Here is a 26128-nt window from a genome sequence, read left to right on the forward strand (position 1 = left end):
CGAGACGCTGAGCAGGATTGTTTCGTGAGGAAGGCGACGCTTTGTCGTTACAAAAGGTGACGCAGTTCCCCGCTCGAACCCCAGTGCACGCGTTTTGATTTCTCGACGTTAGTCCGTCCCCTCACACGCTCCCTTAGTCGTCCATATTTAGTTCGGTCGCTGCCAGCGGGTTGAGGACGTTGCGGAAGGACGAGTCGGCCTCTTTCTTCCAAACTTTCCGCTGACTTCACGGTGGCATTTTGCAACAGTCTGAAACGGTAAGAGAACGTACGGGATCGACGGGATGGCGCACAAAGCGGCACTCGCGAGCCGTGGTCGAACCGTGGCGTTTCTCGCCGGGGGAGTGGACCGGCCATACCCGAGCGGGCACGTCGACCTCCTCGAACGGATCGCCGGGGAGGGGGCCGTCATTTCCGAGCTCCCGTGCGGGGCCGCGCCCACCAAGTGGCGGTTCCTACAACGGAACCGGCTGATTGCGGCGACCAGCCTGGCCACCATCGTCCTGGAGGCCGGGTGGCGCTCCGGATCGCTCAACACCGCCGGGCACGCGGCCACCCTCGGGCGGCCGCTCGGCGCCGTACCCGGCCCGGTCACGTCACCGGCCTCGGCCGGGTGTCACCGGCTGATCCGCGAGTACGACGCCGTCTGCGTGACGACGGCCGCCGAAATGGCGGAACTCGTCGCGGAGCACCTGGTCCAGGTGACACTGGACTTCCCCGAATCGGAACTCGGGCTCGAGGGTTCCAGGCGCACAAGCGAACAGGTGCGGGTCTTCGACGCCCTGAGCGGGCGGTCCCCGCGTGGGATCGGCGACCTCGCCCGCCGCGCAGGCCTCTCCACCATGTCCGTGCGTGCCGCCCTCGGCGCCCTCGGGCTCGAAGGCGCCGCGCGCGAGCGAGAGACCGGCTGGGTGCGGAACGCCTGAGCCAGGCTCGGCCTGCCGCGAAACCGTCAGCCCTGGTACAGGCCCCCAGGCGTCTCCTCGCCGTCGTGGCCTGCGGCCTCGCACGCCCGCCGCACAGCCGCGAGGGAGTCGGCGACATCGGCGGCATCCGTCGACCAGTTGCTGACCGAGATGCGCAGCACCTCGCGCCCGCGCCAGACGGAACCGGACATCCACGTGGTGCCCTGGCCGAGCAACAGCTCGGTCACCCGCCGGGTGCGGGCATCGCTTCCGAAGCTCACGCACACCTGGGTGAAGACCACGTCGTTGACGACCTCGGCGCCGGGAATGCGCGCGAGGCCCTCGGCAAGCGAGCGGGCGTGACCGGCCAGGCGCTCGACGAGGTCGATCGTGCCGGATCGCCCGAGCGAGCGCAGTGCCGCCCACACCGGGATGCCCCGTGCCCGGCGGGAGAGCTCCGGCACCTTCTCGAAGGGGTCGCCCGGACCGTCCGTCGCCGGTTTCAGTAGATAGCTCGTGTGCACGCCGAACACGGACCGGACAGTCGCCGGTTTCTCGACGATCGCGATCCCGCAGTCATAGGGCACATTGAGCGTCTTGTGCGCGTCGGTCGCCCAGGAGTCGGCTCCCTCGACGCCGGCCACGAGCCCGCGGTACTTCGGGCTCGCCGCGGCCCAGAGGCCGAACGCGCCGTCCACGTGCACCCAGGCGTGGTGTTCCCGCGCCACCCGGATTGCCGTCGTCATCGGATCGAAGGCACCGGAGTGCAGGTTCCCCGCCTGCAGGCAGACGATGGCCGGACCCTCGCCGTCCTGCATCGCAGCCGCGAGGGCACGGGGATCAAGTCGGCCCTGCTCATCGGCCGCTACGGCGACGGGTTCGCCGAGGCCGAGGTACCGGAGTGCGAGGTCGATCACCGCGTGCCGCTCCTCGCCCACGAACACCCGCACGCGGGGCGAACCGGAAAGTCCGTCCCTGCTGAGATTCCAGCCCACCCGCTCGAGCACTGACTGGCGCCCGGCTGCGAGCCCGACGAAATTGGCCATCGTCGCCCCGGTGGTGAATCCGACATCCGAACCGGACGGCAGCCCGAGCAGGTCGAGCACCCACGCTCCGGCGGCCTCCTCGGCCGCGGCAGTGGCCGGCGTCGCGAAGCGCATGGCGGCATTCTGGTCCCAGGCGCTGACGAGCCAGTCTGCCGCCAGCGCTGCCGGGAGGGTGCCGCCGATCACCCAGCCGAAGAACCGACCAGACGGCATGGCCATCAGCCCGGGTTCGGCGAGGGCGGCCAGCTCGTCGACCACGGATGCCGCGGCGGTGGGGGACTCAGGCAGCGGACCGGCGAACATCCCGGAGAGGGTGTCGGCGTCGGCGCGCGGACCGACCGGGCGGGTACCGAGCGAACCAAGCCACGCGAGAGCGTGCTCCCTGGCTCGCCCCAGTGCTTCGTCGTATGCGCCGGGCTGAGCTGACATGGCGCCATGGTAGTCCGGGCCGTCCCCGGCAACCAGTGCCTGCGCGCATCGCGGGCCCGCGGCCAGATGCCGCCCGCCGCTGGTCCGCGAGAGTGCGCTTTTGGCCCATGAACCGCGGGTTAAAGGGCCGAAAGCGCACTCTCGCGAAACAGGATACAAAGGGGTATGCCTGATTACGCGAACCCGGCCTCCGACGGCTCCGGCAGCATCAACGGCGTGCGCGCCGGAGTCACCGAAGCCGCGCACTTCGGCGATGAACGCACGACGATAACGGGGTTCCTGCAGCGTCAGCGGGACCTCGTCGCATGGAAGGTCGGCGATGCCTCCGACGCGGCTCTCCGGCCCGTCGCCACTCCGACCGGCATGACCGCGCACGGCATCGTCCGACATCTCATGAACGTGGAGCGATCCTGGCTGCGCGATGTCTTCGCCGGTGAGGAGGGTCTGAGCTTCGACTGGACCGACGCGGATCCTGACGGGGAGTTCCACGTGCCGCCCGAAGTGACCATGGCCGAGCTGCTCGCCGACTATGCGGAGGAGGCGCGCCGCTGCGACGCGATCATCGCGGCAGCGGGCTCGCTCGACGCCGTCTCGGTGCGCCGCAGTTTCAGCCTGCGCTGGATCCTGATTCACCTGGTCGAGGAGACCGCACGGCACGCCGGTCACCTCGACCTGTTGCGCGAACGCGCCGATGGCAGCGTCGGAGAAGACCCGCAGGACTGATCGACGCGGCCGGGGCGCCGGGGAGTGTCGGCGCCAGGCCCTAGTCTGGAGCGGACGAAGGGTGAGTCATGAGTGGCGTTCCAGTGGGGCAGGTTCAGTTGGGCCAGTACGGGCCGGCGAGTCACGTGATCGCGCACATCAGCGACACGCACTTCCTCGGTGCCGGTAGACCCCTCTATGGCACCGTCGACACCGACACGCCCCTGCACGAGGCCCTCGCCCAGCTGGAACGTTCGGGGCAGCCGATCGACGCCCTCGTCTTCACCGGTGATATCGCCGACACCGGCGAAACGGATGCCTACCGGCGCATCCGGGACCTCGTCGAGTCCGCGGCCGACCGGCTCGGGGCCCGCGTCATCTGGGTGATGGGCAACCACGACAAACGGGCGCCCTTCCGCAGCGAACTGCTCCGCGAAACCGGGAACGGGGCATCCGCTGCCGCACCCGTCGACGCGGTGCACGACCTTGACGGACTCCGCCTGATCGCTCTCGACACGAGCGTTCCCGGCTACCACCATGGCGCGATCTCCGCCGAGCAGCTGGCCTGGCTCGCCGAGGTGCTGCGCGAACCAGCCCCGCACGGCACGCTCCTCGCCCTGCATCACCCGCCGATCCCGACCATGGTTTCCCTCATGAGCCTTCTCGAACTCCGAGACCAGGCCGGCCTGGCCGAGGTCATCGCCGGAAGTGACATCCGTGGCATCCTCGGTGGGCACCTGCACTACGCCACGACCGGGCTCTTCGCCGGCATCCCCGTCTCGGTGGCCGCGGCCACCTGCTACACCATCGACCCGAGTGCGCCTGCCCGGCAACTCACGGGTGTGCGCGGCGGCCAGTCGATCAATCTCGTGCAGGTCTATCCGGAGAGCGTCGTGCATTCGCATGTCGTGCTCGGCGACTTCGACCCCGCGACGCGTTTCGACTCCGAGTTCCTTGCCCGTATCGAGGCGATGAGCCCCGACGAGCGGACCGAGGCCTTCTCACGCCAGGCGTGAGTGCGCCGGCGGGCGGCGGACGGATGCCCCTCGCAGCCCTTCTCGAGGACTTCACCGTCTACCTGGCGGCGGAGCGTGGCTTCTCGCCGAACACCGTCCGGGCCTACCGGACGGATCTCCGCGGTCTCCTCGGCTTCGCCGACGGTCGTGGGGTCGCCGATGCCGAGGGGCTGTCCCTGGACCTGCTGCGTGACTGGCTATGGGTGGCGACCCAGGCGGGTCTCTCCAAGGCGACGATCGCGCGTCGGTCCGCCTCCGCCCGCAGCTTCACGGCCTGGTTGACCCGCACGGGCGTGAGTGCGCTCGACCCGGCCGTGCGCCTGCGCTCGCCCAAACCGGGTCGAACCCTGCCCCGGGTGATCAACCGGGCGCAGATGCAGGCCCTTCTCGATCACCTCGAGCTGCGAGCCAGGGCCGACGGTCCGCACGAGTTGCGCGACCAGGCCATCGTCGAACTGCTCTATGCTTCCGGGCTGCGCGTGTCCGAGCTCGTCGGTCTCGACGTCCCGGATGTCGATCTCTCCCAGCTCACCGTGCGCGTGACCGGCAAGGGGTCCAAGGAACGAGTCGTTCCCTTCGGCGTTCCCGCCCAGCGTGCACTCATCGCCTACCTCGAGCGCGCCCGCCCGGTGCTGCTCGCCGCAGCGGAGGAACCCGCCGGGAGCACCACGGTGGGTTCCGTCTCGAGCTCGGCAGGACGCCCCGCTGCGCTGTTCCTCGCGACCCACCGACGCCGCATCGGAGTGCGGGCCGTATACCGCCTGGTCGCAGGGCTCCTCGCCGAGATCCCCGGCAACGGTCCCGCCGGGCCGCACGCCCTGCGCCACACGGCGGCGACCCACCTGCTCGACGGCGGGGCCGACCTGCGCGCCGTGCAGGAACTTCTCGGTCACGCGAGCCTCGGCACGACCCAGATCTACACCCACGTCTCCGCGGAACGTTTGCGGCAGAGCTACCAGAACGCTCACCCGCGGGCCTGAGCAGGTCACGCGTCCCGGAGAATCGCTCGCCAGAGCAGGTTTGCACGTGCGCTTCGCCGGGAGTCCCCTCGCACCGTGAGCAGGGCGGCCGACTCTGTCGGCAGCAGCACGGCATGTGGGACGCCGCCGAGGTACCGCATCGGCGACACGTACCGGCCGGAGAGCCGCGCGCCGAGGTGCAGGCAGCCGTCGCCGCAGTGGCCACCGGTCGCCACGTGGCCGATGAGCTGGCCGCGGCGCACGGGGTCCCCTGACGCGACAAGCGCCGTGACCGGTTCCAGGCTCGAGACGAGGCCCCCGGCGTGGCTGAGGGAAATCGCGGGTCGGTCGACGACGATCTGGGCGAAGGTCACCGTGCCGTCGGCAACGGCATAGACCGGCTCGCCCGGGTGCGCGGCCAGGTCGATTCCCCTGTGCCCGTCGGCGTACTGGGTGAGAGGCGCCCGGAACCCCCGCACCACGGCATGCGGAATCGCGAGCGGCCACTCCCACGCCTCCGATCCGGTCGTCGGACCTCGCTCGGGCATCGGTTGCGGCTGCGCGCGTGGCCCGCCCTGGTCGGTCGCCGCGAGTGCGACGGCGGAACAGACCAGAATGGCGGCGACCAGGGCGCTGACGGTGCGGCTGTGAATCGACATGCCCACAGACTGGAGGTCGGGCAGGTCCGATGAGCCCACTCGCGCGGGGTGGTGCAGGGGTCGACGGGGACTCCGGCTGTTGAGGACGGGTGGCGGGGGACATCCGTTCCCCCGGACCTGGCTGGAACCGGGTTCGCCGGGTGCTAAAGTTATGGCAGCAGCGCTTCGTGCGCTGACTACGCGTGCCCATTCGGCCAACACCTCCATTCGGTCCTTACTTCCTCGGAAGCCAGGCGGCGGTGCGCCGGGCACCAGGAGTCGTGATCGACCGATCAGGACACGAACCGATTGGCGTTTTGCCGCGTATGCGGCGCGCCGGACAAGGAGTACGGCTCATGGCCGTCGTCACCATCCGCCAGCTGCTCGACAGCGGCGTGCACTTTGGACACCAGACCCGCCGCTGGAACCCGAAGATGAAGCGATTCATCTTCACGGAGCGCTCGGGCATCTACATCATCGACCTGCAGCAGTCCCTCGGCTTCGTCGACAAGGCCTATGACTTCGTCAAGGAGACCGTCGCCCACGGCGGCACGATCCTCTTCGTCGGCACCAAGAAGCAGGCGCAGGAATCGATCTCCGAGCAGGCCATCCGTGTTGGCCAGCCGTACGTCAACCAGCGCTGGCTCGGTGGCCTCCTCACCAACTTCCAGACCGTCTCCAAGCGTCTGGCCCGCATGAAAGAGCTCGAAGAGCTCGACTTCGAGGACACCGCCAAGAGCGGGTTCACGAAGAAGGAAATGCTCATCAAGAAGCGCGAGCTCGTCAAGCTGCACAAGAGCCTCGGCGGTATCCGCAACCTCACGAAGACGCCGTCCGCGCTCTGGGTTGTCGACACCAACAAGGAGCACCTCGCCATCGACGAAGCCCGCAAGCTCGGCATCCCCGTCATCGCGATCCTCGACACCAACTGCGACCCCGACGACGTGCAGTACCCGATCCCGGGCAACGACGACGCCATCCGTTCCGTCGGCCTGCTGACCCGCATCATCGCGGACGCAGCAGCCGAGGGCCTGATCCAGCGCCACGCCAAGCCGGAGGCCGAAATCGAGCCCCTCGCCGCCTGGGAAGCAGAACTGCTGAAGACCGAGGATGTCGCCGCAACCGACGCCACCCCCGAGCAGTCCTCCGCCGAGACCGTTGAGGTCGCCGACGCAACCGTCGCCGCCGAGCAGGTCGTCGAAGAAGCAGCCGACGTGGCAGCCGTTGCTGCCGTCGAAGCTCCCGCCGAAGAAACCAAGTAAGGAACCCGGTATGGCCAGCATCAGCCTGCAAGACGTCAAAGCCCTCCGTGAACGCCTCGGTACGGGCATGGTCGACACCAAGAACGCCCTCGTCGAAGCCGACGGCGACATGGAGAAGGCCGTTGAGATCCTGCGTCTCAAGGGTGCGAAGGGCAACGCCAAGCGCGCTGACCGTTCCACCTCTGAGGGCCTCGTCGCCGCCAAGGAGATCGGCACGACCGCAACGTTGATCGAGCTCGCCTGCGAGACCGACTTCGTCGCCAAGGGTGTCAAGTTCGGCGCCCTCGCCGAGAAGGTCCTGGACGCGGTTGCCGCTGCCGGTGCCACTTCGGTCGCCGAAGGCCTGGCCGCCCCCGCCGGCAGCCAGACCGTCGCCGAACTGATCGATGGCGAAGCCGCGATCATCGGTGAGAAGTTCGAGCTGCGTCGCGTCGCATCCGTCACGGGTGAGAAGTTCGCGATCTACCTGCACAAGACCAGCAAGGACCTGCCCCCGCAGGTCGGCGTCGTCCTGGGCTACTCGGGAGAGGATGCTGACACCGCACGCAGCGTCGCCCAGCACATCTCCTTCGCGAACCCGGAGTACCTGGACCGCGAGAACGTCCCCGCTGACCTCGTCGAGGCCGAGCGCCGCATCGTCACCGAGATCTCGAAGAACGAGGGCAAGCCGGAAGCGGCACTGCCCAAGATCGTCGAAGGCCGCATCCACGCCTACTTCAAGCAGGTCGCCCTGCTCGAGCAGGACTACGCGAAGGACAACAAGCAGTCCGTCGCGCAGGTGCTGAAGGATGCCGGTCTCACGGTTTCCGGATTCGCCCGCTTCAAGGTCGGCGCCTAGGCAATAGGCTCGCAGTACCAATGATGGAGACCGGCTTGCGCGAGCAGGCCGGTCTCCATTGCTGTGTCCGCCCTGAGTCGGCACGCAGTAGTTTTAGATCACGCACAACGGAAGGACCCCCAGGGCATGTCAGATTCGGGTAAGAAGCGCAGAGTCCTTCTCAAACTCTCCGGCGAAGCGTTCGGCGCAGGAAGCCTCGGCGTGAACCCGGATGTGATCAGCTCACTTGCCCGGGAAATCGCGGAGGCCGCACAGACCGTGGAGGTCGCCGTCGTCGTCGGCGGCGGGAACTTCTTCCGTGGTGCTGAACTGTCCCAGCGCGGAATGGACCGGGGCAGGGCTGACTACATGGGCATGCTCGGCACCGTGATGAACGCCCTCGCCCTCCAGGACTTTCTCGAGCAGGCCGGCGCCGAGACCCGGGTCCAGTCCGCGATCGCCATGACCCAGGTCGCCGAGCCGTACATTCCGCGCCGCGCCGAACGTCACCTCGAAAAGGGACGCGTCGTCATCTTCGGGGCCGGGGCTGGACTGCCGTACTTCTCAACCGACACGGTCGCGGCTCAGCGCGCGCTTGAAATCGGTGCCGACATCGTCCTCGTCGCCAAGAACGGCGTCGACGGCGTTTACTCGGCCGACCCGCGCACCGACCCGGACGCGGAAATGATCCGCCACCTCACCTACCAGGACGCCCTGCAGCGCGGCCTGAAGGTCGTCGACTCGACCGCCTTCAGCCTCTGCATGGACAACGGGATGCCGATGCAGGTCTTCGGAATGGCGCCGCAGGGCAATGTGACGGCCGCCATCCTCGGGGCCGATCTGGGAACCCTCGTCTCCAACTAAACTTGTCGATGTCACCTGCGGTCGAAACGGCCTCAGGTTGAAGTCACCAGGTCGAAATCACCAGGTCGAAGCCTCAACGAAGGAGTTACCGTGATCGCGGATGTTCTGTCCGATGCAAGCGTACGAATGCACAAGGCCCTCGAAGCCGCCAAAGACGATTTCGGGACCGTGCGCACCGGACGGGCGAACCCCCAGATGTTCGCAAAGATCCTGGTGAACTACTACGGAACCCAGACACCGCTCGAGCAGCTCGCGTCCCTGCAGAACCCCGAGGCACGCACGCTCCTGATCGGACCCTATGACAAGGGTGCCCTGCGCGACATCGAGCAGGCCATCCGGGACACCCCGAACCTGGACGCCAACCTCGGCAACGACGGCAACGTCATCCGGGCGACCCTTCCGGAACTCACGGCCGACCGCCGCAAGGAATACGTCAAGATCGTACGGACCAAGGCGGAAGACGCCAAGATCTCCGTGCGCAACCTGCGACGCAAGGCGAAGGACGAACTCGATGCGCTGAAGAGCGAAGTCGGTGACGACGACGTTGCCCGGGCAGAGAAGGAGCTCGAGCAGATCACGAAGACCCACGTCGACGCGATCGACACCGCGCTCAAGCACAAAGAGGCCGAACTCCTCGAGATTTAAGGGCGGAGCCAGCGTCATGACGCACGAGCCACGCGACGAAACCGGCGACACTGCACCGGTTCCTCCCAAACGACCCCATGGGGCCGGTAGCTCTGAGTTCCGGGCCCAGGTCCACGCTGCCCGCAACGACCTCGAACGGCAGATGCAGTCCACCCGCGCGGACATCGAACGCCAGGTGCAGGCGACGCGCGCGCAGCTGGACGCGACCAACGAACGGATCGCGGCCCGAACGGGTCGGAACCTGATCCTGGCGACCCTGATCGGCCTCGCGCTCGGCCTGTTCATGCTCGTGAGCCTGATCTTCATCAAAGAGCTCTTCATGGTCTGCGCCGCCGCATTCGTCGGGTTCACGGCCTTCGAACTCGCGCAGGCCCTCAGGCAGTCCGGACGCAACGTGCCGCGCATCGCGGTCGTCGTCGCAGCGGTCTCCGTCGTCCCTGCGGCCTTCTACTGGGGAGCGAGCGGCCAGTTCCTCGTCACCCTCTCCGGCATCCTCTTCATCGGCCTCTGGCGGGTGTTCCTGCTGCTCAGCCCCGCCCACCGGGGGACTGCCCGCTCGGTGTTCGGTGATATCGGAGCCGGTTTCTTCATCCAGACCTACGTGGTGTTTCTCGGCAGCTTCGCCGTGCTGCTCGTCGCGCAGCCGGACGGGCAATGGTGGACCCTCGCCTTCCTGCTTCTGGTGATCTCGAACGACACCGCGGCGTATGCGAGCGGGCTGTCCTTCGGCAAGCACCGCATGGTGCCGACGATCAGCCCCAAGAAGACCTGGGAAGGCTTCGCGGGTGCCGGCCTGGCGTGTCTGATCGTCGGTGTGGTGCTGTCCCTGTTCATGATCGGGGAACCCTGGTGGTTCGGCCTGGTCTTCGGACTCGTCATCCTGCTGAGCGCCACCTTCGGCGACCTCGCGGAGTCGCTGATCAAGCGCGACCTCGGTATCAAGGACATGAGCTCCTGGCTTCCCGGCCACGGTGGCTTCCTCGACCGGATGGACTCGATTCTTCCCTCGGCGGCGGCAACGTACGCGCTGTATCTCATCTTCCGCTGACCAGCGGAAAGCACCCCCGGTGGGGGCACGCTTTCGACAGCGGCCTCCCCGTGGGGCAGAATGATCCAGTGAGCACCACATTCCCCCGGGCCGGCAAGAAGACGCTCGGCTACAACGTCACCCAGGTCGACGAGTTCCTGGCGAGCGCGCGTCGTGCGTACGACGCGACCGACGACTCCGAACCATTGACGGCCGAAAGCATCCGCCACACCGCGTTCTCGATGCAGAAGGGCGGCTACTCGTCCGCACACGTCGACGCTGCCCTCGAACGCCTCGAGGACGCATTCGCCGTGCGCGACCGCGAACGCGAGGCGGGAGCCCACGGCAAGCAGGCCTGGCTCGAGAGTGCCCGCGACCGTGCTCAGGAACTCGTGAACCGACTCGGACGGCCGGCGGGGCATCGTTTCAGCCGGGTCAGCTTCCTGAGCGTCGGGTACAACCGGGCGGATGTCGACCGGTTCGCGAACAAGCTCACCAAGTACTTCGAAGACGGCTTTCCGATCACGGCGGACGATGTGCGTTCGTCCGTTTTCCGACCGCAACGCGGCGGGTATCGGGAAATCCAGGTCGATGTCGTGCTCGACAGCGTCGTCGACGTGATGCTCGCGGTTCGGTGAATCTCGGACCGTTATCTGGCTGTTATCCGAAATCTGGGTTAGGCTCGAGAAATCGTGGGAAGACACCTAAGCGTAATTGAGTCCGGGAATACCACCACTCCGACAATTCGGAGGGCCGAGAAACCCCGACCTCGTGCCCGTGTCCTGTTCCTCTTCGCCTTCACCGCAGCCGCGGCCTTCGTGCTCGTGACCGTCGTCGATCCGTACTCCGGCGCGACGGCATCGCCGTACTACCAGTCGGCCGGCGGCCGCTTCGCAGGCCAGGCCACGCAGGTCGTCCAGGTGAACGGCTCATATTCCAACACGATCGTGCGCGAGTCATACACGGTCACCGAAAAGCCCAAGCCGGCCGCGGTCCCCGTCGTGGTCGCGGCCAAGTCGTCGAGCAAGTCGAGTTCGAGCGCTTCGGCGCCGACCGCCGCGGTGGCGAACCCCGGCTCTGCTCAGGCATACGCTGCCGGGGCCGTCGCCGCGCGCGGCTGGGGCGAGGACCAGTACAGCTGCCTCGTCGCCCTCTGGAACAAGGAATCCGGCTGGCGCGTCAACGCCGAAAACCCCAGCGGTGCATACGGTATTCCGCAGGCACTGCCCGGTTCCAAGATGGCGTCTGCAGGCGCCGACTGGGCCACGAACGCGGGCACCCAGATCGAATGGGGCCTCGGCTACATCACGGGCCGTTACGGCACTCCCTGCGGCGCCTGGGCGCACTCCGTCGACTCCGGCTGGTACTAGGGGTCCGGCTGTCGCACGGCGCGCTTCGCCGCGCCCGCCGACCAGACGTAGACTGACCCAATGCCACGCAGCAATCATCCGAGGGGTCGCAGGCGCGGTCCGGACGATGCCGGCGAGGACGACAGCCTCGACCGCATGCGGGCAGGCTGGCGTCGAACCGAGGAACGGCGCGACGGCCTCTGGACGGTTCAGCCGGTGACGGCGAGCCGGGCGACGAAGAGTTACGTCTGTCCCGGATGCAATCTCGAGATCGCACCGAAGACTCCTCACCTGGTCGCGTGGCGCGCGGACGGGCTCATGGGGGAGGCCGCCGACCTGGCGGGACGCCGGCACTGGCACAGCCACTGCTGGAGAATCAGATGATGCCGGGCGACACCGGCACGAGGGAGACACCGTGAGTTCCACCGTGGCCGAGATCCGGGGCGGCATCGAACTGCCCGCCCGCCGCGAGCACATCGAGTTGCACACGAGTGACGGCCTCACCCTCGTGGGGGAACTGGCCCTTCCGCTCGACCGCGAGCCGGTCGCGACACTCGTGACGCTGCATCCGCTGCCGACTCACGGCGGATTCATGGACTCACACATCCTGCGCAAGGCGGCAGGGCGCCTGCCTGCCCTCGCCGACCTCGCCGTGCTGCGGTTCAACACCCGGGGGACGACCTCACCACGGGGTACGAGCGGCGGAAGTTTCGACCACGGCAACGCCGAGCGGCTCGACGTCGCGGCGGCAATGGCGTTCGTCGCCGAGCGGAAGCTCCCCAACCCCTGGCTGGTCGGCTGGTCCTTCGGCACCGAACTCGCGATCAAGTACGGCCTCGAACATCCCATCCTGGGGGCGATCCTCTTGTCCCCGCCGCTGCACCGTGCGACGGATGCGGAACTGGCGGCCTGGGCGGGCAACTCGCGCCGGCTCGTGGCGATCATCCCCGAGCACGACGACTACCTGCGACCGGAGGCCGCCAGGGAACGATTCACGAGTGTCCCGGAGACCCTGTTCATCGCGGTCGACGGAGGCAAGCACCTGTGGGTGGGGAGACCCAGACCAAGCGCATCCTCAACGAGATCGTCGCCGTCGTGAACCCGGCGGCCGCACCCTTCCGACCGAGTGGCTCGGCTGATCGAGCTGCGAGCCCGGGTCAGAGGTCGTTCTGGCGGGGAATCACGACCTGCTTGATGATCATGATCACCGCCGCGGCGACCGGAATCGCGATGAGCGCGCCGAGGATGCCGAGGAGTGACCCGCCCGCGAGGGCCGCGACGACGACGACGGCACCGGGTACCGACACGGCGCGTCGCATGATGTTGGGGCTGAGGACATAGGCCTCGACCTGCATGTACACGATGTAGTAGATCGCCGCGACCAGTGCCGTGAGGGTCGAACTGCCGATCCCGGGGATCAGGCACGCGAGCACGATGATGACCGAACCGCTGATCGTTCCGACGAGCGGGATCAGCGACCCCAGGAAGGCGATCACGGCGAGCAGGGCGGGGAAGGGGGCGCCGATGATCGACAGGAACGTGAAGCTCAGTACGCCGTTGCATGAGGCGAGCGCGGCCTGCCCCACGACGAAGCGACCGACGGACGTCGTGATCTGCTCGCTGAGGTCGGCGAACCGCGCACGCTTCGAGGCAGGTACGAGCTGGTAGGTCGCGGTCTTCAGGCTGTGCAGCGACGCAGTGAAGTAGAGCGACAGGATCACGATGATCAGGGCACCGAACAATCCGCTGACCACGGCGAGCCCGGACTGGATGATCGCGGTGGTGATCGTCGTCACGTTGGTGCTCACGTAGTCGGTGATCGACTTCACGATCCCGGAGACGGGGAGGGCTGGAAACTGTTTCTGGATGTCCGACAGGAACGTCGACGAGTTGACGGACCTGACGAGCTCGGGAATGGCCTGCGACAGTTTCGTGATCTGGTCGACGATGATCGGGACGATGGCGAAGATGACCCCGGTGAGCACGCCGATGACCGCGATCAGCACGGCGAGGATCGCCGCCCAGCGCGGAAAGCCCTTCTTCTCGAGCCAGGACACCGAGGGGTCCAGTCCGAGCGCGATGAACAGGGCGGCACCGATGTAGGTGATGATCGTCGACAGGCTGACAATCGAGCTGAGGATCAGGATTCCCACCCCGACCCCGAGGGTTCCGATCAGCCCCAGGCGGAATGCGTTCTGGATTTTCACTCGGATCTCCTCGGGATGGCGGTGGCGTTCAATCGTCCAGTGCTGTGACCTTTTCCGCCTGCGTGAGGAGGCCTCGCAGGCTCTCGAAGTAGCCGGCGACCGAGTCGCGCTCAATCCTAATCTGGGAGAGGCGCTCCTCCGCGTCAGCGACGAGTGCGCGTGTCCGCTTCTCGGCCTCGGTGACGAGCGCGGTGGCGCGGGCTTCCGCGTCCTGAACGATCTGCTCGGCATGGGCTTCCGCGGCCAGGCGGGCCGTCTTCGCCTCTGCGCGGGCGCCGGAGTCCAGCTGCTCGTTGAGTGCCCGCAACTCGAGGGTGCGCTGGTTGGTCTCCGCGAGCTGCTTCAAGGCGTCGTCGAGGAACTTCTGGGTTTGGGCGACGGCCTCCTGGTGCCGGGCCAGGTGACCCTGCTCCGCCTCGTCGCGGCGGGCCTTGAGCTCGACGTCGAGGTCCGCGCGAGTCTGGTCGATGTCGCGGCGAAGGCGGGCCTGTTCGTGCTCTCCGCGCTTGCGCTCGGCCGTGAGCTGGTTGTCCAGGTCGATCCTGAGCTGCTCGCCGTCCGCGGTGAAGTCCGCGCGTACCTGCTCGTTCTCCCTGGCGAGGTCGGCGGCGGCCTGCTCGGCCCTCGCGGCCTGGGCGGCGCGAGCCTTCTCGAGCTCCTGGGCGAGGGCTGCGCGCTCGCGGGCGAGGTCGAGTGCGAGTTCGGTCTCGGCCTGCTCACGTTCGATGCCGAGGTCGATGCGGGCCTGGTCGATCTCGCGGGCGAGGTCCGTGCGGGCCTGTTCGACCTCCGCAGCGAGAGCCGTGTGCGTCTGCTCGGTCTCGTGGGCGAGGTCGATGGCGGCCTGCTCTGCCTCCCTGGCGCTGTTGAAGCGGGCCTGCTCGGTCTCCGCGGTGAGGTCGATCCTGGCCTGTTCGGTCTCCCTGGCCAGATCCGCGCGCTGCTGGTCGAGCTCGAGGGCGACCTCGGCCCTGGTGAGTTCGGTTTCGCGCGTCAGTCCGGCGGCGATTTCACGGGCATCCGTCGCCTCACGTTGTGCGACGACGCGCACTTCGGCTGCTTCACGTTCCGCCTCTGAGCGGATGGCGGCGACCTCGCGCTTGACCGTGGCCCGGAGCTCCGCGGCCTCTGTGGCGACGGCACCGCGGATTGCGGCTGCCTCCTGCACGGCGTCGCCGGTTACCGTGGTGTAGTCGTCGTGGGCACGTGCGAGCAGGTCGTCGGCTTCGGCGCGGGCATCGTCGAGGAGGCGGCTGGCCTTGACGTTCGCGTCGGAGAGGGCGCGTTCTGCCCGTTCGGTTGCTTCGCGGCGCAGGGTGTCGACCTCGCTCGCGGCGGAGGCTCGCAGGCGCTCGGCATCGATGTCGGCCTGGGCGATCACGCGGGTGGACTGTTCCTCAGCGACCCGAAGGGTGTTCTCGAGCTTCGTGCCGAGTCCGGAGAAGGTGGGGCTGCCGACCTCTTCGATCTCAGCGTTCAGATCGTCGATGTGCGCGGTGAGGCGCTTGATTTCCTTGTTGGCTTCCGTACCCTGGCTGTTCGCCTGGATCAGGTCACGACGCAGGCCCTGGATTGCCCTGTCGACCTCTTCTTTGTCATAACCACGGAAAACCTGGGTGAAATCAGCTTCGTCGATCGCCACGCTATCTCCTTGTATTGGAACTCTGACCCCGCATTTAGTCCGGCCAAGGGGGCCACGACAATTTTAGTGGGTTGACGCGGCGGCCGCGCGTCCCGTCTACAGGGGTCTATTAGGCAGCTTTCAGGACGAGACAGTATCGTGGAATGTCCTGTCCGCTGCTTCCCGGACCCGCTCCGGGTTCAAGCACCCGTGTGTGCGGAGCGGCTGGCGACACAGGAGGGTATCAGTGCGTTTCCTTTTTGCCATCGTGGCGCTCGTCCTAGCGGGTGTGATGATCGTGCTCGGCATTGCCCAGCGGACGGTTTTCCTCGAACCCGCGACGAGTAGCCTGAGCGCGACCATCGCCGCCGACGCTCCGTACGCCGTGATCGATTCCAGTGCCCTGACGGAGCACCCGGGCGCCCAGACCGTCACCCTCTCCGGATCCGACACCCTGTTCGCGGCATATGGCCGCACGGCGGATGTGAAGGCGTGGCTGGCCGGACACGAGTACGTCAGCATCCATTCGACCGATAAGAACGGGCCCGGCCTCGGAAGCGACACCGTCCCCGCAGACACCGATGTTCCCGCAGGCACGGCGCCGGTCGCCGCAGCGACCGTGACGAACCCGGCCGGTTCGGACCTCTGGCTGGAGGAATTCACCGGCACGAAGGAACTCACGGCGACCGTGAACCTGCCGGAAGGCATTTCGATGATCGTCGCCTCTGACGGCACCAACCCCGCGCCGTCGAAGGTGAGCATCACCTGGCCCGTGGACAACTCGACCCCCTGGGCCGGTCCGCTGATCATGGGGGCGCCATCCTCGCCCTTGTCGGGCTCATCCTGTACCTGTGGGCACTCCTCCACCTGCGCAGGTCGCACGGCCCTCGCCGCAACCTGCCCAAGGGTCCACGGATGCCGCGACTTCCGCGCGCGCCCCGCCCCAAGTCCATCAAGGCGAGCGAGATCACCGGGCGACGGTCGATCGGGCGGTCCCTGATCGCCGTTGTTCCGATGTTCCTCGTGTCCGGACTCGTCCTCACGGGATGCTCTGCGGAATTCTGGCCGGGCAGCACCCCGACCGATGCTGCCTCCCTCAGCCCGACGCCTGACGCGAGCGGGGCGGCCGTCGTGATCAAGGACGTGCCTCCGGCCGCCGTGACGGTGCCGCAGCTCGAGCGGATCATGACCAAGATCTCCGCGGTCGCAGCGGACGGTGACAAGAACCTGAGCGCAGACATCCTCGCGACCCGATTCACCGGTCCCGCCTTCGACCAGCGCCTCGCCAACTACAAGGTGCGAGCCATCGCTCCCGACTTCCCCGCACTGGCCGCGCTCCCTGCCGGACCGCTCACGCTCTCGCTTCCGCAGCAGTCTGCGACCTGGCCTCGGGTCGTGATGACCGTCGTCCAGAACAAGGACACCCCGGATGTCGCGCCGACCGTCGTCGTGCTCCGCCAGGAGTCGGCACGGGCGAGCTACCTCGTCGAATATGCGGTGCAGCTCGAGCCCTCAGCGAAGATCCCTGACCTGGCCCCCGCCACGATCGGCGCACCCATCATCGCCCCCGACTCGAAACTGATGCTCCTGCCGCCCGATCAGGTCGCGGCCGCATACGCGGACATCCTCAGCAATGGCGAGGCGAGCCCGTCGTTCGCCCTGTTCGATGCGACAGGGGACAGCTTCCGCACCCAGATCGACGCGAACAAGGCGGACAAGAAAGCCAAGCTGCCGACGACGGCGTCGATCGAATTCGGTGCCAAGGCGAGCACAGGGCCCACGATCGCCCTCGCGACGAACGACTCGGGGAGCATCGTCGCGGTCAGCCTCGAGGAGACGGAAACCGTCAAACCCGTCGACGCCGCTGCGACGGTCAGCCCCGGCGAGGGCGCGGTCGCCAGCAAGGCGCTCTCCGGCCTCACCGCCACCGCGAAGGGCTTCAAGAACAACTACGCCGACCAGCTTCTGTTCCACGTTCCCGCCGCCGGTTCGAGCGATAAAATTGTCCTCCTTGGCTTTGCCCAGGGACTGATCTCGTCTACGGAGCTTCCATGAGCATTGTCCCCCCGTCCGCCGCCAGCATGCGCGGTGCGGTCGATCTGTCCTCCCTCCTGAACCGGCCGCCGGCACCGGCGGCCGGGGGAGCCGGCTCAACCGGAGCTGCCGGACAGGCGGGTCAGGCCGGGGCGGTTTCGGTTCCGAGTCTCGTGTTCCAGGGAACGGACGCGAACTTCGGCGAGATCCTCGACCTGTCGGCGAACGTTCCGGTCATCGTCGATCTGTGGTCGGCGCGCAGCGAGCAGAGCGCTGAACTGACCCTCGTCCTCACCAGGCTGATCCTCGAGTACGGCGGTCGGTTCGTGCTCGCCACGGTCGACGTGGACACGAACCCGCAGCTGACCCAGGCCTTCCAGGCCCAGTCGATCCCGACCGTCGCCGCGGTCATCGGCGGCCAGCCCGTCGCGCTCTTCAACGGCGTGATCGCGGAGGATCAGGTCCGTGCGGTCCTCCAGCGGGTGCTCGAGCTCGCGGCGGAGCACGGCGTCGTCGGGACGGCGGTCGCTCCGGAGGGAGCGGATGCGGCGACCCCGGTCGCCCCTCCGGAGCCCGAACTCCCGCCGCACCACGTCGAGGCCTACGAGGCGATCGAACGGGGCGACTACGCCGCCGCGATCGCGATCTACAAGACGGCACTCGCCAGGGATCCCAGGGACAACCTCTCCGTCGCCGGGCTCGCCCAGGTGGGGCTGCTCGCCCGGCTCCAGGGCAAGACGCTCGCGGAGATCCGTGCAGCGGCAGCGGCCGCGCCGGATGATCTCGAGGCGCAGCTCCTCGTCGCCGACCTCGATCTTTCCGGCGGGCACGTCGAGGATGCCTTCGACCGGCTCCTCACGCTCTTTCCCGCCCAGGACGCCGCGGGCAAGAACCGCATCCGCGAACGCATCCTCGACCTGTTCGAGGTCATCGGCCAGGACGACCCCAGGGTCGCCCCCACGCGCAAGCGCCTGACAATGCTGCTCTACTAGCCGGCGTAGCCTCCGCGAGAGTACGAAAATGGCCCCCTCCCGACCGGGGAGGGGGCCATTTTCGTACTCTCGCGAAGTTCAGCAAGCAGCGGCGTCTAGCGGCGCAGGCGCAGCCAGACGCCGGCGAGGGCCGGCAGCGTGACGAGGGCGGATGCCGGTCGCCCTGTCCACGGTTCCTCTGTCGCCGTGACCTGGCCGAGGTTCCCCATCCCGGAACCACCGAAATTCTGCGCGTCCGTGTTCAGAATCTCGTCCCACACGCCCGCGAACGGCAGCCCCACCCGGTAACCAGTGTGCGGCTGGCCGGCGAAGTTGAACACACACGCGATCGGCGTGCCCGAGTCGTCCCAGCGGAGGAACGAGACGACGTTCTGCGCGGCGGCCCCTCCGTCGAGCAACTCGAACCCGGCAGGGTCGGTGTCGCGTTCCCAGAGCGCCGCGTTGCCTCGGTAGACCCGGTTCAGCTCGCCGACGAGGGTGAACAGTCCGCGATGGGGGGACTGGTCGAGCAGCCACCAGTCGAGGCCACGGGATTCGCTCCATTCCTGGAGCTGGCCGAATTCCTGTCCCATGAACAGGAGCTGCTTGCCCGGGTGAGCCCACATGAAGGACAGGTACACCCGCACGTTCGCGAGCTTCTGCCAGTCGTCTCCCGGCATCCGGGCGACGAGGGAGCCCTTGCCGTGCACGACCTCGTCGTGGCTGATCGGCAGGAGGAAGTTCTCGCTGAACGCGTAGACGAAGGAGAAGGTGATCTCGTTGTGGTGGTACGAGCGGTACATCGGGTCGATGCTCGTGTACTCGAGCGAGTCGTGCATCCAGCCCATGTTCCATTTGAAGCCGAAACCCAGTCCGCCGCGACTGGTCGGAGCCGTGACGCCGCCCCAGTTGGTGGATTCCTCGGCGATCATGACCGTGCCGGGGTTGCGCTTGTACGCCGTCGCGGTGACCTCCTGCAGGAGGCTGATCGCCTCGAGGTTCTCGTTTCCGCCGTAGATGTTCGGCTCCCACTGGCCGTCCTCGCGGGAGTAGTCGAGGTACAGCATCGACGCGACCGCGTCCACGCGGAGACCGTCGATGTGGAACTCCTCGAGCCAGTAGAGCGCGTTCGCGACGAGGAAGTTCCGCACCTGGGTCTGGCCGAAGTCGAAGACGTAGGTTCCCCAGTCCATCTGCTCACCGCGGCGGGGATCCGCGTGCTCGTAGAGCGCCTGGCCGTCGAAACGGGCGAGGGCGAAGTCATCCTTGGGGAAGTGCCCGGGCACCCAGTCCATGATCACGCCGATGCCCGACTGGTGCAGCCGGTCGATCAGGTAGCGCAGGTCGTCCGGGTGGCCGAACCTGCTGGTCGGGGCGTAGTAGCCGGTGACCTGGTAGCCCCACGACCCGCCGAACGGATGCTCGGCGAGCGGCATGAACTCGACATGCGTATAGGCGAGCTCGTGCAGGTAGTCGATCAGCTGGTCGGCGAGGTCCCGGTAGCCGAGCCCGGGCCGCCACGACCCGACGTGCATCTCGTAGATGCTCATCGGCCGTTTGTGGGCCTGGGTCCTGGCCCGCTCGGCGAGCCATTCCGCATCCGCCCACTCGTAGTGCGTCTCGCCGATGACCGACGCGGTCATCGGGGGCACCTCGGTGTACCTGGCCATCGGGTCAGCCTTGCGCACCCACTCGCCGGACTGGGCGAGAAGTTCGAACTTGTAGTTCGACCCTGGGTGCAGGCCGGGGACGAAGAGCTCCCAGACGCCCGTGCTGCCCATGTTGCGCATGGCATGCAGGATGCCGCTCCAGGAATTGAAATCACCGATCACTCGCACGGCCTGCGCGTGCGGAGCCCACACCGAGAAGGACGTGCCTGCGACCAGACCGGCCGTTTCGTCGGTCGGGAGAGGAGCGACGGTTGTGCCGGAATGATAGTGGGCTCCGAGTACGTCCCAGAGTCGCTCGTGCCTGCCCTCGCCGATGAGGTGCAGGTCGAGTTCGCCGAGAGTCGGCAGGAAGCGGTACGGGTCGTCGACGATCCAGGTGGGGGCGTCCGGATACCGGGCCTCGAGCTCGTATGCCTGGAGGCCGACGGTGCTCACGCCCTGCCAGACTCCGTAGCCGATGTGCACGAGCTCGATGTGGGCGCCGGACTCGAGGATCGCGAAGACCTCGCTCGCGAGCGGGCGCAGCGCACGGATGACGGTGAGCGGGTCCGCGATCGTCGTCCCCCGATCAGGTGCTGCCCGAGGATCTCGTGGGGGTTGTAGTAGCGGGCTTCGGCGATCGCCTGCAGGATGCCCGGGGGAACCACCGGCACGGTGGCGGGGCGTGGGGTCTTTGGCGTCATCGTGCTGCTCCTCTGACGTGCAGGATGTGTACCGGTTCGGCAGCGGCATCCAGTCGCACGAAGTTGTCTGCTGTCCAGGTCCAGATGGCACCGGTGATCAGTTCCTCGACCTCGAAGACCGTGCCGGGCTCGAGCCCGAAACGGGTCACGTCGAGGCGCACCATGGTCTCGCGCACCGAATGCGGGTCGACATTCACGACGACGATGATCGCGTCACTTGTCCCTGTGCCGGTGTGTGCCGCATCGAGGTACTTGCTGTACACGAGCACCGCGCCGTCGTCACTCGTGTGCAGGTCGAGGTTCCGCAGCTGGCCGAGTGCGGGATGGGCGCGGCGGATGGCATTGAGCAACGAGACGTACGGCGCGAGGGACTCGCCTGCCGCTTCCGCGGCCGCAAAATCGCGCGGGCGGTACTCGTACTTCTCGTTGTCGATGTTCTCCTCGGCGCCGGGGCGCGGCACGCTCTCGAAGAGCTCGAAACCGGCGTACATGCCCCAGGTCGGGGCGGCTGTCGCGGCGAGGGCCGCCCGGATCTTGAAGGCGGCGTGTCCGCCGACCTGGAGGAACTCGGAGAGGATGTCCGGGGTGTTCACGAAGAGGTTCGGGCGGTAGAAGTCCGCCGTCGTCGTCGCGAGGCCGTGGAAGAACTCCTCGAGCTCGGACTTGGTGTTGCGCCAGGTGAAATAGCTGTATGAGCTGCTGGGAATACCCGACCTTGCCGAGCCGCGCTGCATGAGCGCAGGGCTGCGTGAACGCCTCGGCGAGGAAGATCACGTCGGGGTTCTCTTCGGTGACCCGGTTGATCAGCCACTCCCAGAAATCGAGGGGCTTGGTGTGCGGGTTGTCGACGCGGAAGATCCGCACGCCGAGACCCATCCAGTAGCGCACGATCCGCAGCACCTCGGCACGGATGCCGGCTGGATCGTTGTCGAAATTGATCGGGTAGATGTCCTGGTACTTCTTCGGCGGGTTCTCGGCGTAGGCGATGCTGCCGTCCGGGAGGGTGGTGAACCACTCAGGGTGCTCGGTCACCCAGGGGTGGTCCGGCGAGGCCTGCAGTGCGAGGTCGAGGGCGACCTCGAGGTCGTTCTCCGCTGCTGCGGCGAGGAAGTGCCGGAAGTCGTCGACGGTGCCGAGGTCCGGGTGGATGGCGTCGTGGCCGCCGTCCTCCAATCCGATCGCCCAGGGCGAGCCGGGGTCGTTCGGTCCGGCGTTGAGGGTGTTGTTCGGGCCCTTGCGGTACGAACGGCCGATCGGGTGGATCGGTGGGAGGTAGAGCACATCGAAGCCCATCGCGGCGACGCCGGGGAGGCGGTCCTCTGCGGTGCGGAACGTTCCACTCTGCCAGGAGTGGTCCGCGCGCTGCACGGCGCCCTCTGAGCGGGGGAAGAACTCGTACCAGGAGCCGACGCCGGCCCGGGTGCGCTCCACGCGCACGGCGCGCTGTGCCGATGTCGACGACAGTCCTGCGAGTGGGCGTGCGGTGATGAAAGCGTTGAGCGAGGGGGTGTCCAGCAGGGCGAGGCGATCGTCGACCGAGATGCCCGGGTTGGTGAGGTCCGCTGCGGCGTGCGCGAAAACGCGACGCTCGGCGGCCGGACGGCGCTTGTCCGTTCCGGCCGCAGCGAGGAGCACGGAACCCTCGAGGAACGTCAGCTCGATGTCGATCCCGGCGGGGACCTTGATCTCGGCGGTGTGGCGCCACGTGGCCCACCCATCGGCCCAGGCGCGCACCCGGTACTGCCAGATGCCCTGCCTTCCAAGTGTGACGAGGGCTGTCCACCTGTCGGTGCCCGGGGCCCCCGGGTGCATCGGATGCTCGGACCGGTTCCCCTCGGGATCCGTCAGGAGCAGGGTGACCCCGATCATGTCGTGACCCTCACGGAATGCCGTGGCCCCGAAGGGGACGGCCTCGCCGACGAAGGCCTTCGCCGGCCACAGATTGTCGGCCAGCTGGGGTGCGAGGTCGAGGATCGGAATGCGTGAGATGCGCGTCGGCTCCTCCTTGCCTCGCTTGCCTTGACCCGCAGGGGAGCCAGGTCCGTGCCGGCGTCGGCGCCTGCCACGGATTCGGGAACAACATTTGCACGTTTAGCTGTCTTTGCCACAAGATGACCGTAGCGCGAATTGTGCGGTTTCCGGGGAGGAACGGGACAGAGACCTGCCAGCGCCTCTAGGCTGGGACGCGTGAAGGCGATCCGTAAATTTACAGTCCGCACCGTCGTGCCCGAGGCTCTAGCAGCCCTCGATGAGCTTGCCGGTAACCTGCGCTGGTCCTGGCACGAGCCGACCCGCCAACTCTTCGAACACATCTCACCAGAGTTGTGGCGCGAGATCGGTACTGATCCCGTTGCCTTGCTCGGCGCCGTCGATCCGGCCCGGCTCGTGGCGCTCGCCGCAGACCACGAATACGTCTCCTGGGTCAACTCGATCAGGGACGGGCTGCGCTCCTATCTGCAGGAACCGCGCTGGTACCAGGGCCTCGAGGGTGACAAGCCCGCGTCGATCGCCTACTTCTCCCCGGAGTTCGGCATCGCCGCCGCGCTCCCGCAGTACTCCGGCGGCCTCGGGATCCTCGCGGGTGACCACCTGAAGAGCGCCTCGGACCTGGGCGTCCCTCTCATCGGCGTCGGCCTGTTCTACCGGGCAGGCTACTTCAGCCAGGCGATCTCCCCGGACGGCTGGCAGATCGAGAGCTACCCCCTGCTCGATCCCGACGGACTGCCCCTGTCCGTGCTGCGCCGTGCCGACGGCTCCGCCGTGCAGGTCTCGCTCGCCCTCCCCGACAACCGCACCCTGCACGCCCGCGTCTGGCAGGCGAACGTCGGCCGCATCCGCCTGCTCATGCTCGATACGGACATTCCCGAGAACGCGGACGACCTGCGCCTCGTCACGGACCGGCTCTACGGCGGCGGCGGCGAGCACCGGCTGCTGCAGGAATTGCTCCTCGGCATCGGCGGCGCCCGCGCCGTGAAGGTCTGGAGCGCCCTCAACAACCGGCCGGAACCCGAGGTATTCCACACCAACGAGGGCCATGCCGGGTTCCTCGGCCTCGAACGCATCTCGAGCCTGATCGGTGACGGACTGAGCTTCGCCGAGGCCCTGCAGGTCGCGCGGGCGGGAACGGTGTTCACGACCCACACACCCGTCGCCGCGGGAATCGACCGGTTCGAGCGCAGCCTCGTGCAGCGGTACTTCGAGACCGACCTCCTTCCCGGTGTCGGCGTCGACGAGCTCCTCGCCCTCGGCGCGGAGAACTATCCGGGCGGGTCTCCCGACGTCTTCAACATGGCGCTGATGGGCCTGCGGCTCGGCCAGCGCGCCAACGGCGTCTCCAAGCTGCACGGCGAGGTCAGCCGACGGATGTTCAAGGGACTCTGGCCGGGCTTCGACGCCGAGGACGTGCCGATCGATTCGATCACCAACGGCGTGCACGCCCCGACCTGGACGGACCCCTCGCTGCTTCACCTCGCCGAGGACCGCCTCGGCACGAGCGATACCTCTGAGGCCGACTGGGCCTCGCCCGCGATCACCGACGACGACCTCTGGGCCGTGCGCGGCACGATGCGCCTGCAGTTCGTCGAGGACGCCCGCCGGCGCATCGCCGCGGCCTGGCTCGTGCAGAACCCGGGCGGGATCGTGCCGGCATGGATCGGCCAGGTCTTCGATCCGAAGGTGCTCACGATCGGGTTCGCCCGCCGCGTCCCGACGTACAAGCGGCTGACCCTGATGCTGCACGACCCCGAGCGGCTCCGTGCCCTGCTGCTGCACCCGGAGCACCCGATCCAGATCGTGATCGCCGGCAAGTCGCACCCCGCGGACGAAGAGGGCAAGCGCCTCATCCAGAAGGTCGTGCAGTTCGCGGCCGACCCGGAGCTGCGCACCCGCATCGCGTTCCTACCCGACTACAACATCGGCATGGCGCAGCTGATGTACCCCGGCACGGATGTCTGGCTCAACAATCCGCTGCGTCCCCTGGAGGCCTGTGGCACCTCGGGAATGAAAGCGGCACTCAACGGAGCGCTGAACCTCTCGATCCTCGACGGCTGGTGGCCTGAGTACTACGACGGAAAGAACGGCTGGGCGATCCCGTCGGCTGATGCCGCAGGCGACTCCGCCGAGCGGGACCGGATCGAAGCCGACGCGCTCTACGAGCTCATCGAACACCATGTCGCTCCCCGCTTCTACGACCGCAACGGCGACGGTGTTCCCGAACGCTGGGTCGCCTCGATCCGGCACACCCTCGCCACCCTCTCCCCGGAACTCAACGCCGGCCGGATGGTGCGCCAGTACGTGCAGAAGCTCTACCGCCCGGCCGGGGCCGCCGAGGCACGCCTGTCCGCGAACAACTACCGTGCTGCGCGCGAACTCGCCGTGTGGAAGGGGCGCATCGTCGCCAAGTGGCCGGGCGTCTCCGTCGCCCACGTCGAGTCCGGCGGGGTCGCCGCCGTTCCCAAGGTCGGCGACGAACTGCACCTGCGTGCCCATGTGCAGCTCAACGGGCTCGACCCCGCGGATGTCACCGTCGAGGTCGTCTACGGGAAGAGCCTGGCCAACGACGAGCTGAGCGGCGTGCACACCCTCGCGCTCGAGGCGGTCGTCGACCCGGATGCCGCGGACGGTTCCGACTCGCCAGAGCAGGGCGGTGCGACCCTCTTCACTGGGACGGTCGCGCTCGACCGCGGCGGCGCGTTCGGGTACACGGTGCGCGTCGTCCCGAAGAACGACCTGCTGGTGAGCTCGGCAGAGATGGGCCTGATCGCCGTAGCCGGCTAGCGCGCGATAGGGGCGGTGAGGGCGTCGGTGGCGGCGAGGAGGTCCGCCGGCGCCAGCTCGATGTCGAACCCGCGGCGGCCGCCGGACACGAACACGGTGTCGTACAGCAGGGCGGTCTCGTCGACGACGGTCACCAGGCGGGTCTTCTGCCCGACCGGGCTGATGCCGCCGAGCACATAGCCGGTCTTCCGCTCGGCGAGTTTCGGGTCGGCCATCACGGCCTTCTTGGTCCCGGCCGCGTGCGCCAGGGCTTTGAGGTCGAGCTGGCCGGCGACCGGCACGACGGCGACGACGAGCGTGCCATCGGCATCCGCCAGCAGGGTCTTGAACACCCTGGCCGGGTCGAGCCCGAGTTTTGCAGCGGCCTCGAGGCCGTACCCCGTCGCCGACGGGTCGTGGTCGTAGGCGTGCGGCGTGAACCGGATGCCCGCGTGCGTGAGCGCGACGGTCGCGGGCGTCCCACCGGCGCCGTCGTGCTTCTTCACCACTGCGACTCCTCTGCGACCAG

Annotated in this window: 21 protein-coding genes and 3 pseudogenes; 17 read left to right on the plus strand and 7 right to left on the minus strand. The window is 67.7% G+C overall.

The window, feature by feature from the left end:
• Positions 1 to 274: 274 nt before the first annotated feature.
• A complete protein-coding gene (locus RGU41_RS04750) occupies positions 275 to 925 on the plus strand; it encodes a DNA-processing protein DprA (RefSeq protein WP_322137300.1) in 651 nt (216 codons plus the stop codon).
• A gap of 26 nt (positions 926 to 951) precedes the next feature.
• On the opposite strand, the gene RGU41_RS04755 is transcribed toward RGU41_RS04750, so the two are convergent.
• Positions 952 to 2379 carry a pyridoxal phosphate-dependent decarboxylase family protein gene (locus RGU41_RS04755; protein ID WP_134447615.1) on the minus strand — a complete coding sequence of 476 codons (1428 nt, stop codon included), beginning with the start codon at positions 2377 to 2379 and terminating at the stop codon, positions 952 to 954.
• 165 nt (positions 2380 to 2544) lie between these two features.
• On the opposite strand from RGU41_RS04755, the gene RGU41_RS04760 reads away from it, so the two are divergent.
• The 3 genes from RGU41_RS04760 to RGU41_RS04770 all read left to right on the plus strand — a co-directional run bounded on the left by RGU41_RS04760 (position 2545) and on the right by RGU41_RS04770 (position 5077).
• The gene (locus RGU41_RS04760) at positions 2545 to 3102 is read left to right on the plus strand and encodes a DinB family protein (RefSeq protein ID WP_322135691.1); all 558 of its coding nucleotides are present in this window, start codon (positions 2545 to 2547) and stop codon (positions 3100 to 3102) included.
• A gap of 68 nt (positions 3103 to 3170) precedes the next feature.
• Positions 3171 to 4097 carry a phosphodiesterase gene (locus RGU41_RS04765; protein ID WP_322135692.1) on the plus strand — a complete coding sequence of 309 codons (927 nt, stop codon included), beginning with the start codon at positions 3171 to 3173 and terminating at the stop codon, positions 4095 to 4097.
• A 23-nt stretch (positions 4098 to 4120) separates the two neighbouring features.
• Complete coding sequence (locus tag RGU41_RS04770) at positions 4121 to 5077, plus strand: tyrosine recombinase XerC (RefSeq protein WP_322135693.1); 957 nt, start codon at positions 4121 to 4123, stop codon at positions 5075 to 5077.
• A gap of 5 nt (positions 5078 to 5082) precedes the next feature.
• On the opposite strand, the gene RGU41_RS04775 is transcribed toward RGU41_RS04770, so the two are convergent.
• Positions 5083 to 5715 (minus strand): M23 family metallopeptidase, encoded by a 633-nt coding sequence (locus RGU41_RS04775; RefSeq protein WP_322135694.1) that lies wholly within the window; start codon positions 5713 to 5715, stop codon positions 5083 to 5085.
• Between the two features lie 335 nt (positions 5716 to 6050).
• On the opposite strand from RGU41_RS04775, the gene rpsB reads away from it, so the two are divergent.
• The 9 genes and pseudogenes from rpsB (at position 6051) to RGU41_RS04820 (ending at position 12797) form a co-directional block, all read left to right on the plus strand.
• Positions 6051 to 6956 carry a 30S ribosomal protein S2 gene (gene rpsB / locus RGU41_RS04780; RefSeq protein WP_134447624.1) on the plus strand — a complete coding sequence of 302 codons (906 nt, stop codon included), beginning with the start codon at positions 6051 to 6053 and terminating at the stop codon, positions 6954 to 6956.
• A 10-nt stretch (positions 6957 to 6966) separates the two neighbouring features.
• Positions 6967 to 7794 carry a translation elongation factor Ts gene (gene tsf / locus RGU41_RS04785; protein WP_134447626.1) on the plus strand — a complete coding sequence of 276 codons (828 nt, stop codon included), beginning with the start codon at positions 6967 to 6969 and terminating at the stop codon, positions 7792 to 7794.
• Between the two features lie 126 nt (positions 7795 to 7920).
• Positions 7921 to 8637, plus strand: a complete 717-nt coding sequence (gene pyrH / locus RGU41_RS04790) for a UMP kinase (protein WP_134447628.1) — start codon at positions 7921 to 7923, stop codon at positions 8635 to 8637.
• A 90-nt stretch (positions 8638 to 8727) separates the two neighbouring features.
• Positions 8728 to 9282, plus strand: a complete 555-nt coding sequence (frr, locus tag RGU41_RS04795; RefSeq protein ID WP_134447629.1) for a ribosome recycling factor — start codon at positions 8728 to 8730, stop codon at positions 9280 to 9282.
• Between the two features lie 16 nt (positions 9283 to 9298).
• On the plus strand, positions 9299 to 10330 hold the full coding sequence (locus tag RGU41_RS04800; RefSeq protein ID WP_322135695.1) for a phosphatidate cytidylyltransferase: 1032 nt from the start codon (positions 9299 to 9301) through the stop codon (positions 10328 to 10330).
• A gap of 68 nt (positions 10331 to 10398) precedes the next feature.
• A complete protein-coding gene (locus tag RGU41_RS04805) occupies positions 10399 to 10947 on the plus strand; it encodes a DivIVA domain-containing protein (protein WP_134447631.1) in 549 nt (182 codons plus the stop codon).
• 54 nt (positions 10948 to 11001) lie between these two features.
• The gene (locus tag RGU41_RS04810) at positions 11002 to 11679 is read left to right on the plus strand and encodes a lytic transglycosylase domain-containing protein (RefSeq protein WP_322135696.1); all 678 of its coding nucleotides are present in this window, start codon (positions 11002 to 11004) and stop codon (positions 11677 to 11679) included.
• Positions 11680 to 11739: 60 nt separating this feature from the next.
• Positions 11740 to 12042, plus strand: a complete 303-nt coding sequence (locus tag RGU41_RS04815; RefSeq protein ID WP_134447633.1) for a hypothetical protein — start codon at positions 11740 to 11742, stop codon at positions 12040 to 12042.
• 31 nt (positions 12043 to 12073) lie between these two features.
• Positions 12074 to 12797, plus strand: a pseudogene (locus RGU41_RS04820) (alpha/beta hydrolase).
• Between the two features lie 18 nt (positions 12798 to 12815).
• On the opposite strand, the gene RGU41_RS04825 reads toward RGU41_RS04820, so the two are convergent.
• Together RGU41_RS04825 and RGU41_RS04830 are read right to left on the minus strand one after the other, a co-directional pair.
• Complete coding sequence (locus RGU41_RS04825) at positions 12816 to 13865, minus strand: AI-2E family transporter (protein WP_322135697.1); 1050 nt, start codon at positions 13863 to 13865, stop codon at positions 12816 to 12818.
• 28 nt (positions 13866 to 13893) lie between these two features.
• Positions 13894 to 15507: a DivIVA domain-containing protein gene (locus RGU41_RS04830; RefSeq protein ID WP_134447639.1), complete on the minus strand. Its 1614-nt coding sequence runs from the start codon at positions 15505 to 15507 to the stop codon at positions 13894 to 13896.
• 226 nt (positions 15508 to 15733) lie between these two features.
• Here RGU41_RS04830 and RGU41_RS04835 point away from each other — a divergent pair, with 226 nt between their 5' ends.
• Genes RGU41_RS04835 through RGU41_RS04845 form a run of 3 tightly spaced genes read left to right on the plus strand, consistent with a single transcriptional unit; the run spans position 15734 to position 18512 of the window.
• Entirely contained in the window at positions 15734 to 16486 is a 753-nt protein-coding gene (locus tag RGU41_RS04835; RefSeq protein ID WP_322135698.1) for a hypothetical protein, read from the plus strand.
• Positions 16402 to 17541: a hypothetical protein gene (locus tag RGU41_RS04840; RefSeq protein ID WP_322135699.1), complete on the plus strand. Its 1140-nt coding sequence runs from the start codon at positions 16402 to 16404 to the stop codon at positions 17539 to 17541. The genes RGU41_RS04835 and RGU41_RS04840 overlap by 85 nt, the downstream gene beginning before the upstream one ends.
• Positions 17538 to 18512 (plus strand): tetratricopeptide repeat protein, encoded by a 975-nt coding sequence (locus RGU41_RS04845; protein ID WP_134447643.1) that lies wholly within the window; start codon positions 17538 to 17540, stop codon positions 18510 to 18512. The genes RGU41_RS04840 and RGU41_RS04845 overlap by 4 nt, the downstream gene beginning before the upstream one ends.
• Positions 18513 to 18607: 95 nt before the next feature.
• Here RGU41_RS04845 and glgB read toward each other — a convergent pair.
• Positions 18608 to 20844: pseudogene (gene glgB, locus RGU41_RS04850) on the minus strand (1,4-alpha-glucan branching protein GlgB).
• Positions 20841 to 22927, minus strand: a pseudogene (locus tag RGU41_RS04855) (maltotransferase domain-containing protein). The pseudogenes glgB and RGU41_RS04855 overlap by 4 nt, the downstream one beginning before the upstream one ends.
• Positions 22928 to 23031: 104 nt before the next feature.
• Between RGU41_RS04855 and glgP the strand changes: the two are divergent.
• Positions 23032 to 25620, plus strand: coding sequence for an alpha-glucan family phosphorylase (gene glgP, locus RGU41_RS04860; protein ID WP_322135700.1), 2589 nt, complete (start codon positions 23032 to 23034; stop codon positions 25618 to 25620).
• Here the strand turns inward: glgP and ybaK are convergent.
• A complete protein-coding gene (gene ybaK, locus RGU41_RS04865) occupies positions 25617 to 26105 on the minus strand; it encodes a Cys-tRNA(Pro) deacylase (RefSeq protein WP_370294844.1) in 489 nt (162 codons plus the stop codon). The two genes, glgP and ybaK, sit on opposite strands and share 4 nt — an antisense overlap.
• Positions 26106 to 26128: the final 23 nt, after the last annotated feature.

It is taken from the genome of Cryobacterium sp. 10C3, assembly GCF_034314285.1.
In the GTDB taxonomy this organism is placed as follows: Bacteria; Actinomycetota; Actinomycetes; order Actinomycetales; family Microbacteriaceae; genus Cryobacterium; species Cryobacterium glucosi.

Coding starts and splice junctions, on each gene's coding strand:
- RGU41_RS04775 (WP_322135694.1), bottom strand. CDS start 5,715: ATGTCGATTCACAGCCGCACCGTCAGCGCCCTGGTCGCCGCCATTCTG.
- RGU41_RS04845 (WP_134447643.1), top strand. CDS start 17,538: ATGAGCATTGTCCCCCCGTCCGCCGCCAGCATGCGCGGTGCGGTCGAT.
- RGU41_RS04815 (WP_134447633.1), top strand. CDS start 11,740: ATGCCACGCAGCAATCATCCGAGGGGTCGCAGGCGCGGTCCGGACGAT.
- RGU41_RS04760 (WP_322135691.1), top strand. CDS start 2,545: ATGCCTGATTACGCGAACCCGGCCTCCGACGGCTCCGGCAGCATCAAC.
- RGU41_RS04755 (WP_134447615.1), bottom strand. CDS start 2,379: ATGTCAGCTCAGCCCGGCGCATACGACGAAGCACTGGGGCGAGCCAGG.
- RGU41_RS04770 (WP_322135693.1), top strand. CDS start 4,121: ATGCCCCTCGCAGCCCTTCTCGAGGACTTCACCGTCTACCTGGCGGCG.
- pyrH (WP_134447628.1), top strand. CDS start 7,921: ATGTCAGATTCGGGTAAGAAGCGCAGAGTCCTTCTCAAACTCTCCGGC.
- RGU41_RS04765 (WP_322135692.1), top strand. CDS start 3,171: ATGAGTGGCGTTCCAGTGGGGCAGGTTCAGTTGGGCCAGTACGGGCCG.
- RGU41_RS04800 (WP_322135695.1), top strand. CDS start 9,299: ATGACGCACGAGCCACGCGACGAAACCGGCGACACTGCACCGGTTCCT.
- tsf (WP_134447626.1), top strand. CDS start 6,967: ATGGCCAGCATCAGCCTGCAAGACGTCAAAGCCCTCCGTGAACGCCTC.
- rpsB (WP_134447624.1), top strand. CDS start 6,051: ATGGCCGTCGTCACCATCCGCCAGCTGCTCGACAGCGGCGTGCACTTT.
- RGU41_RS04840 (WP_322135699.1), top strand. CDS start 16,402: ATGCCGCGACTTCCGCGCGCGCCCCGCCCCAAGTCCATCAAGGCGAGC.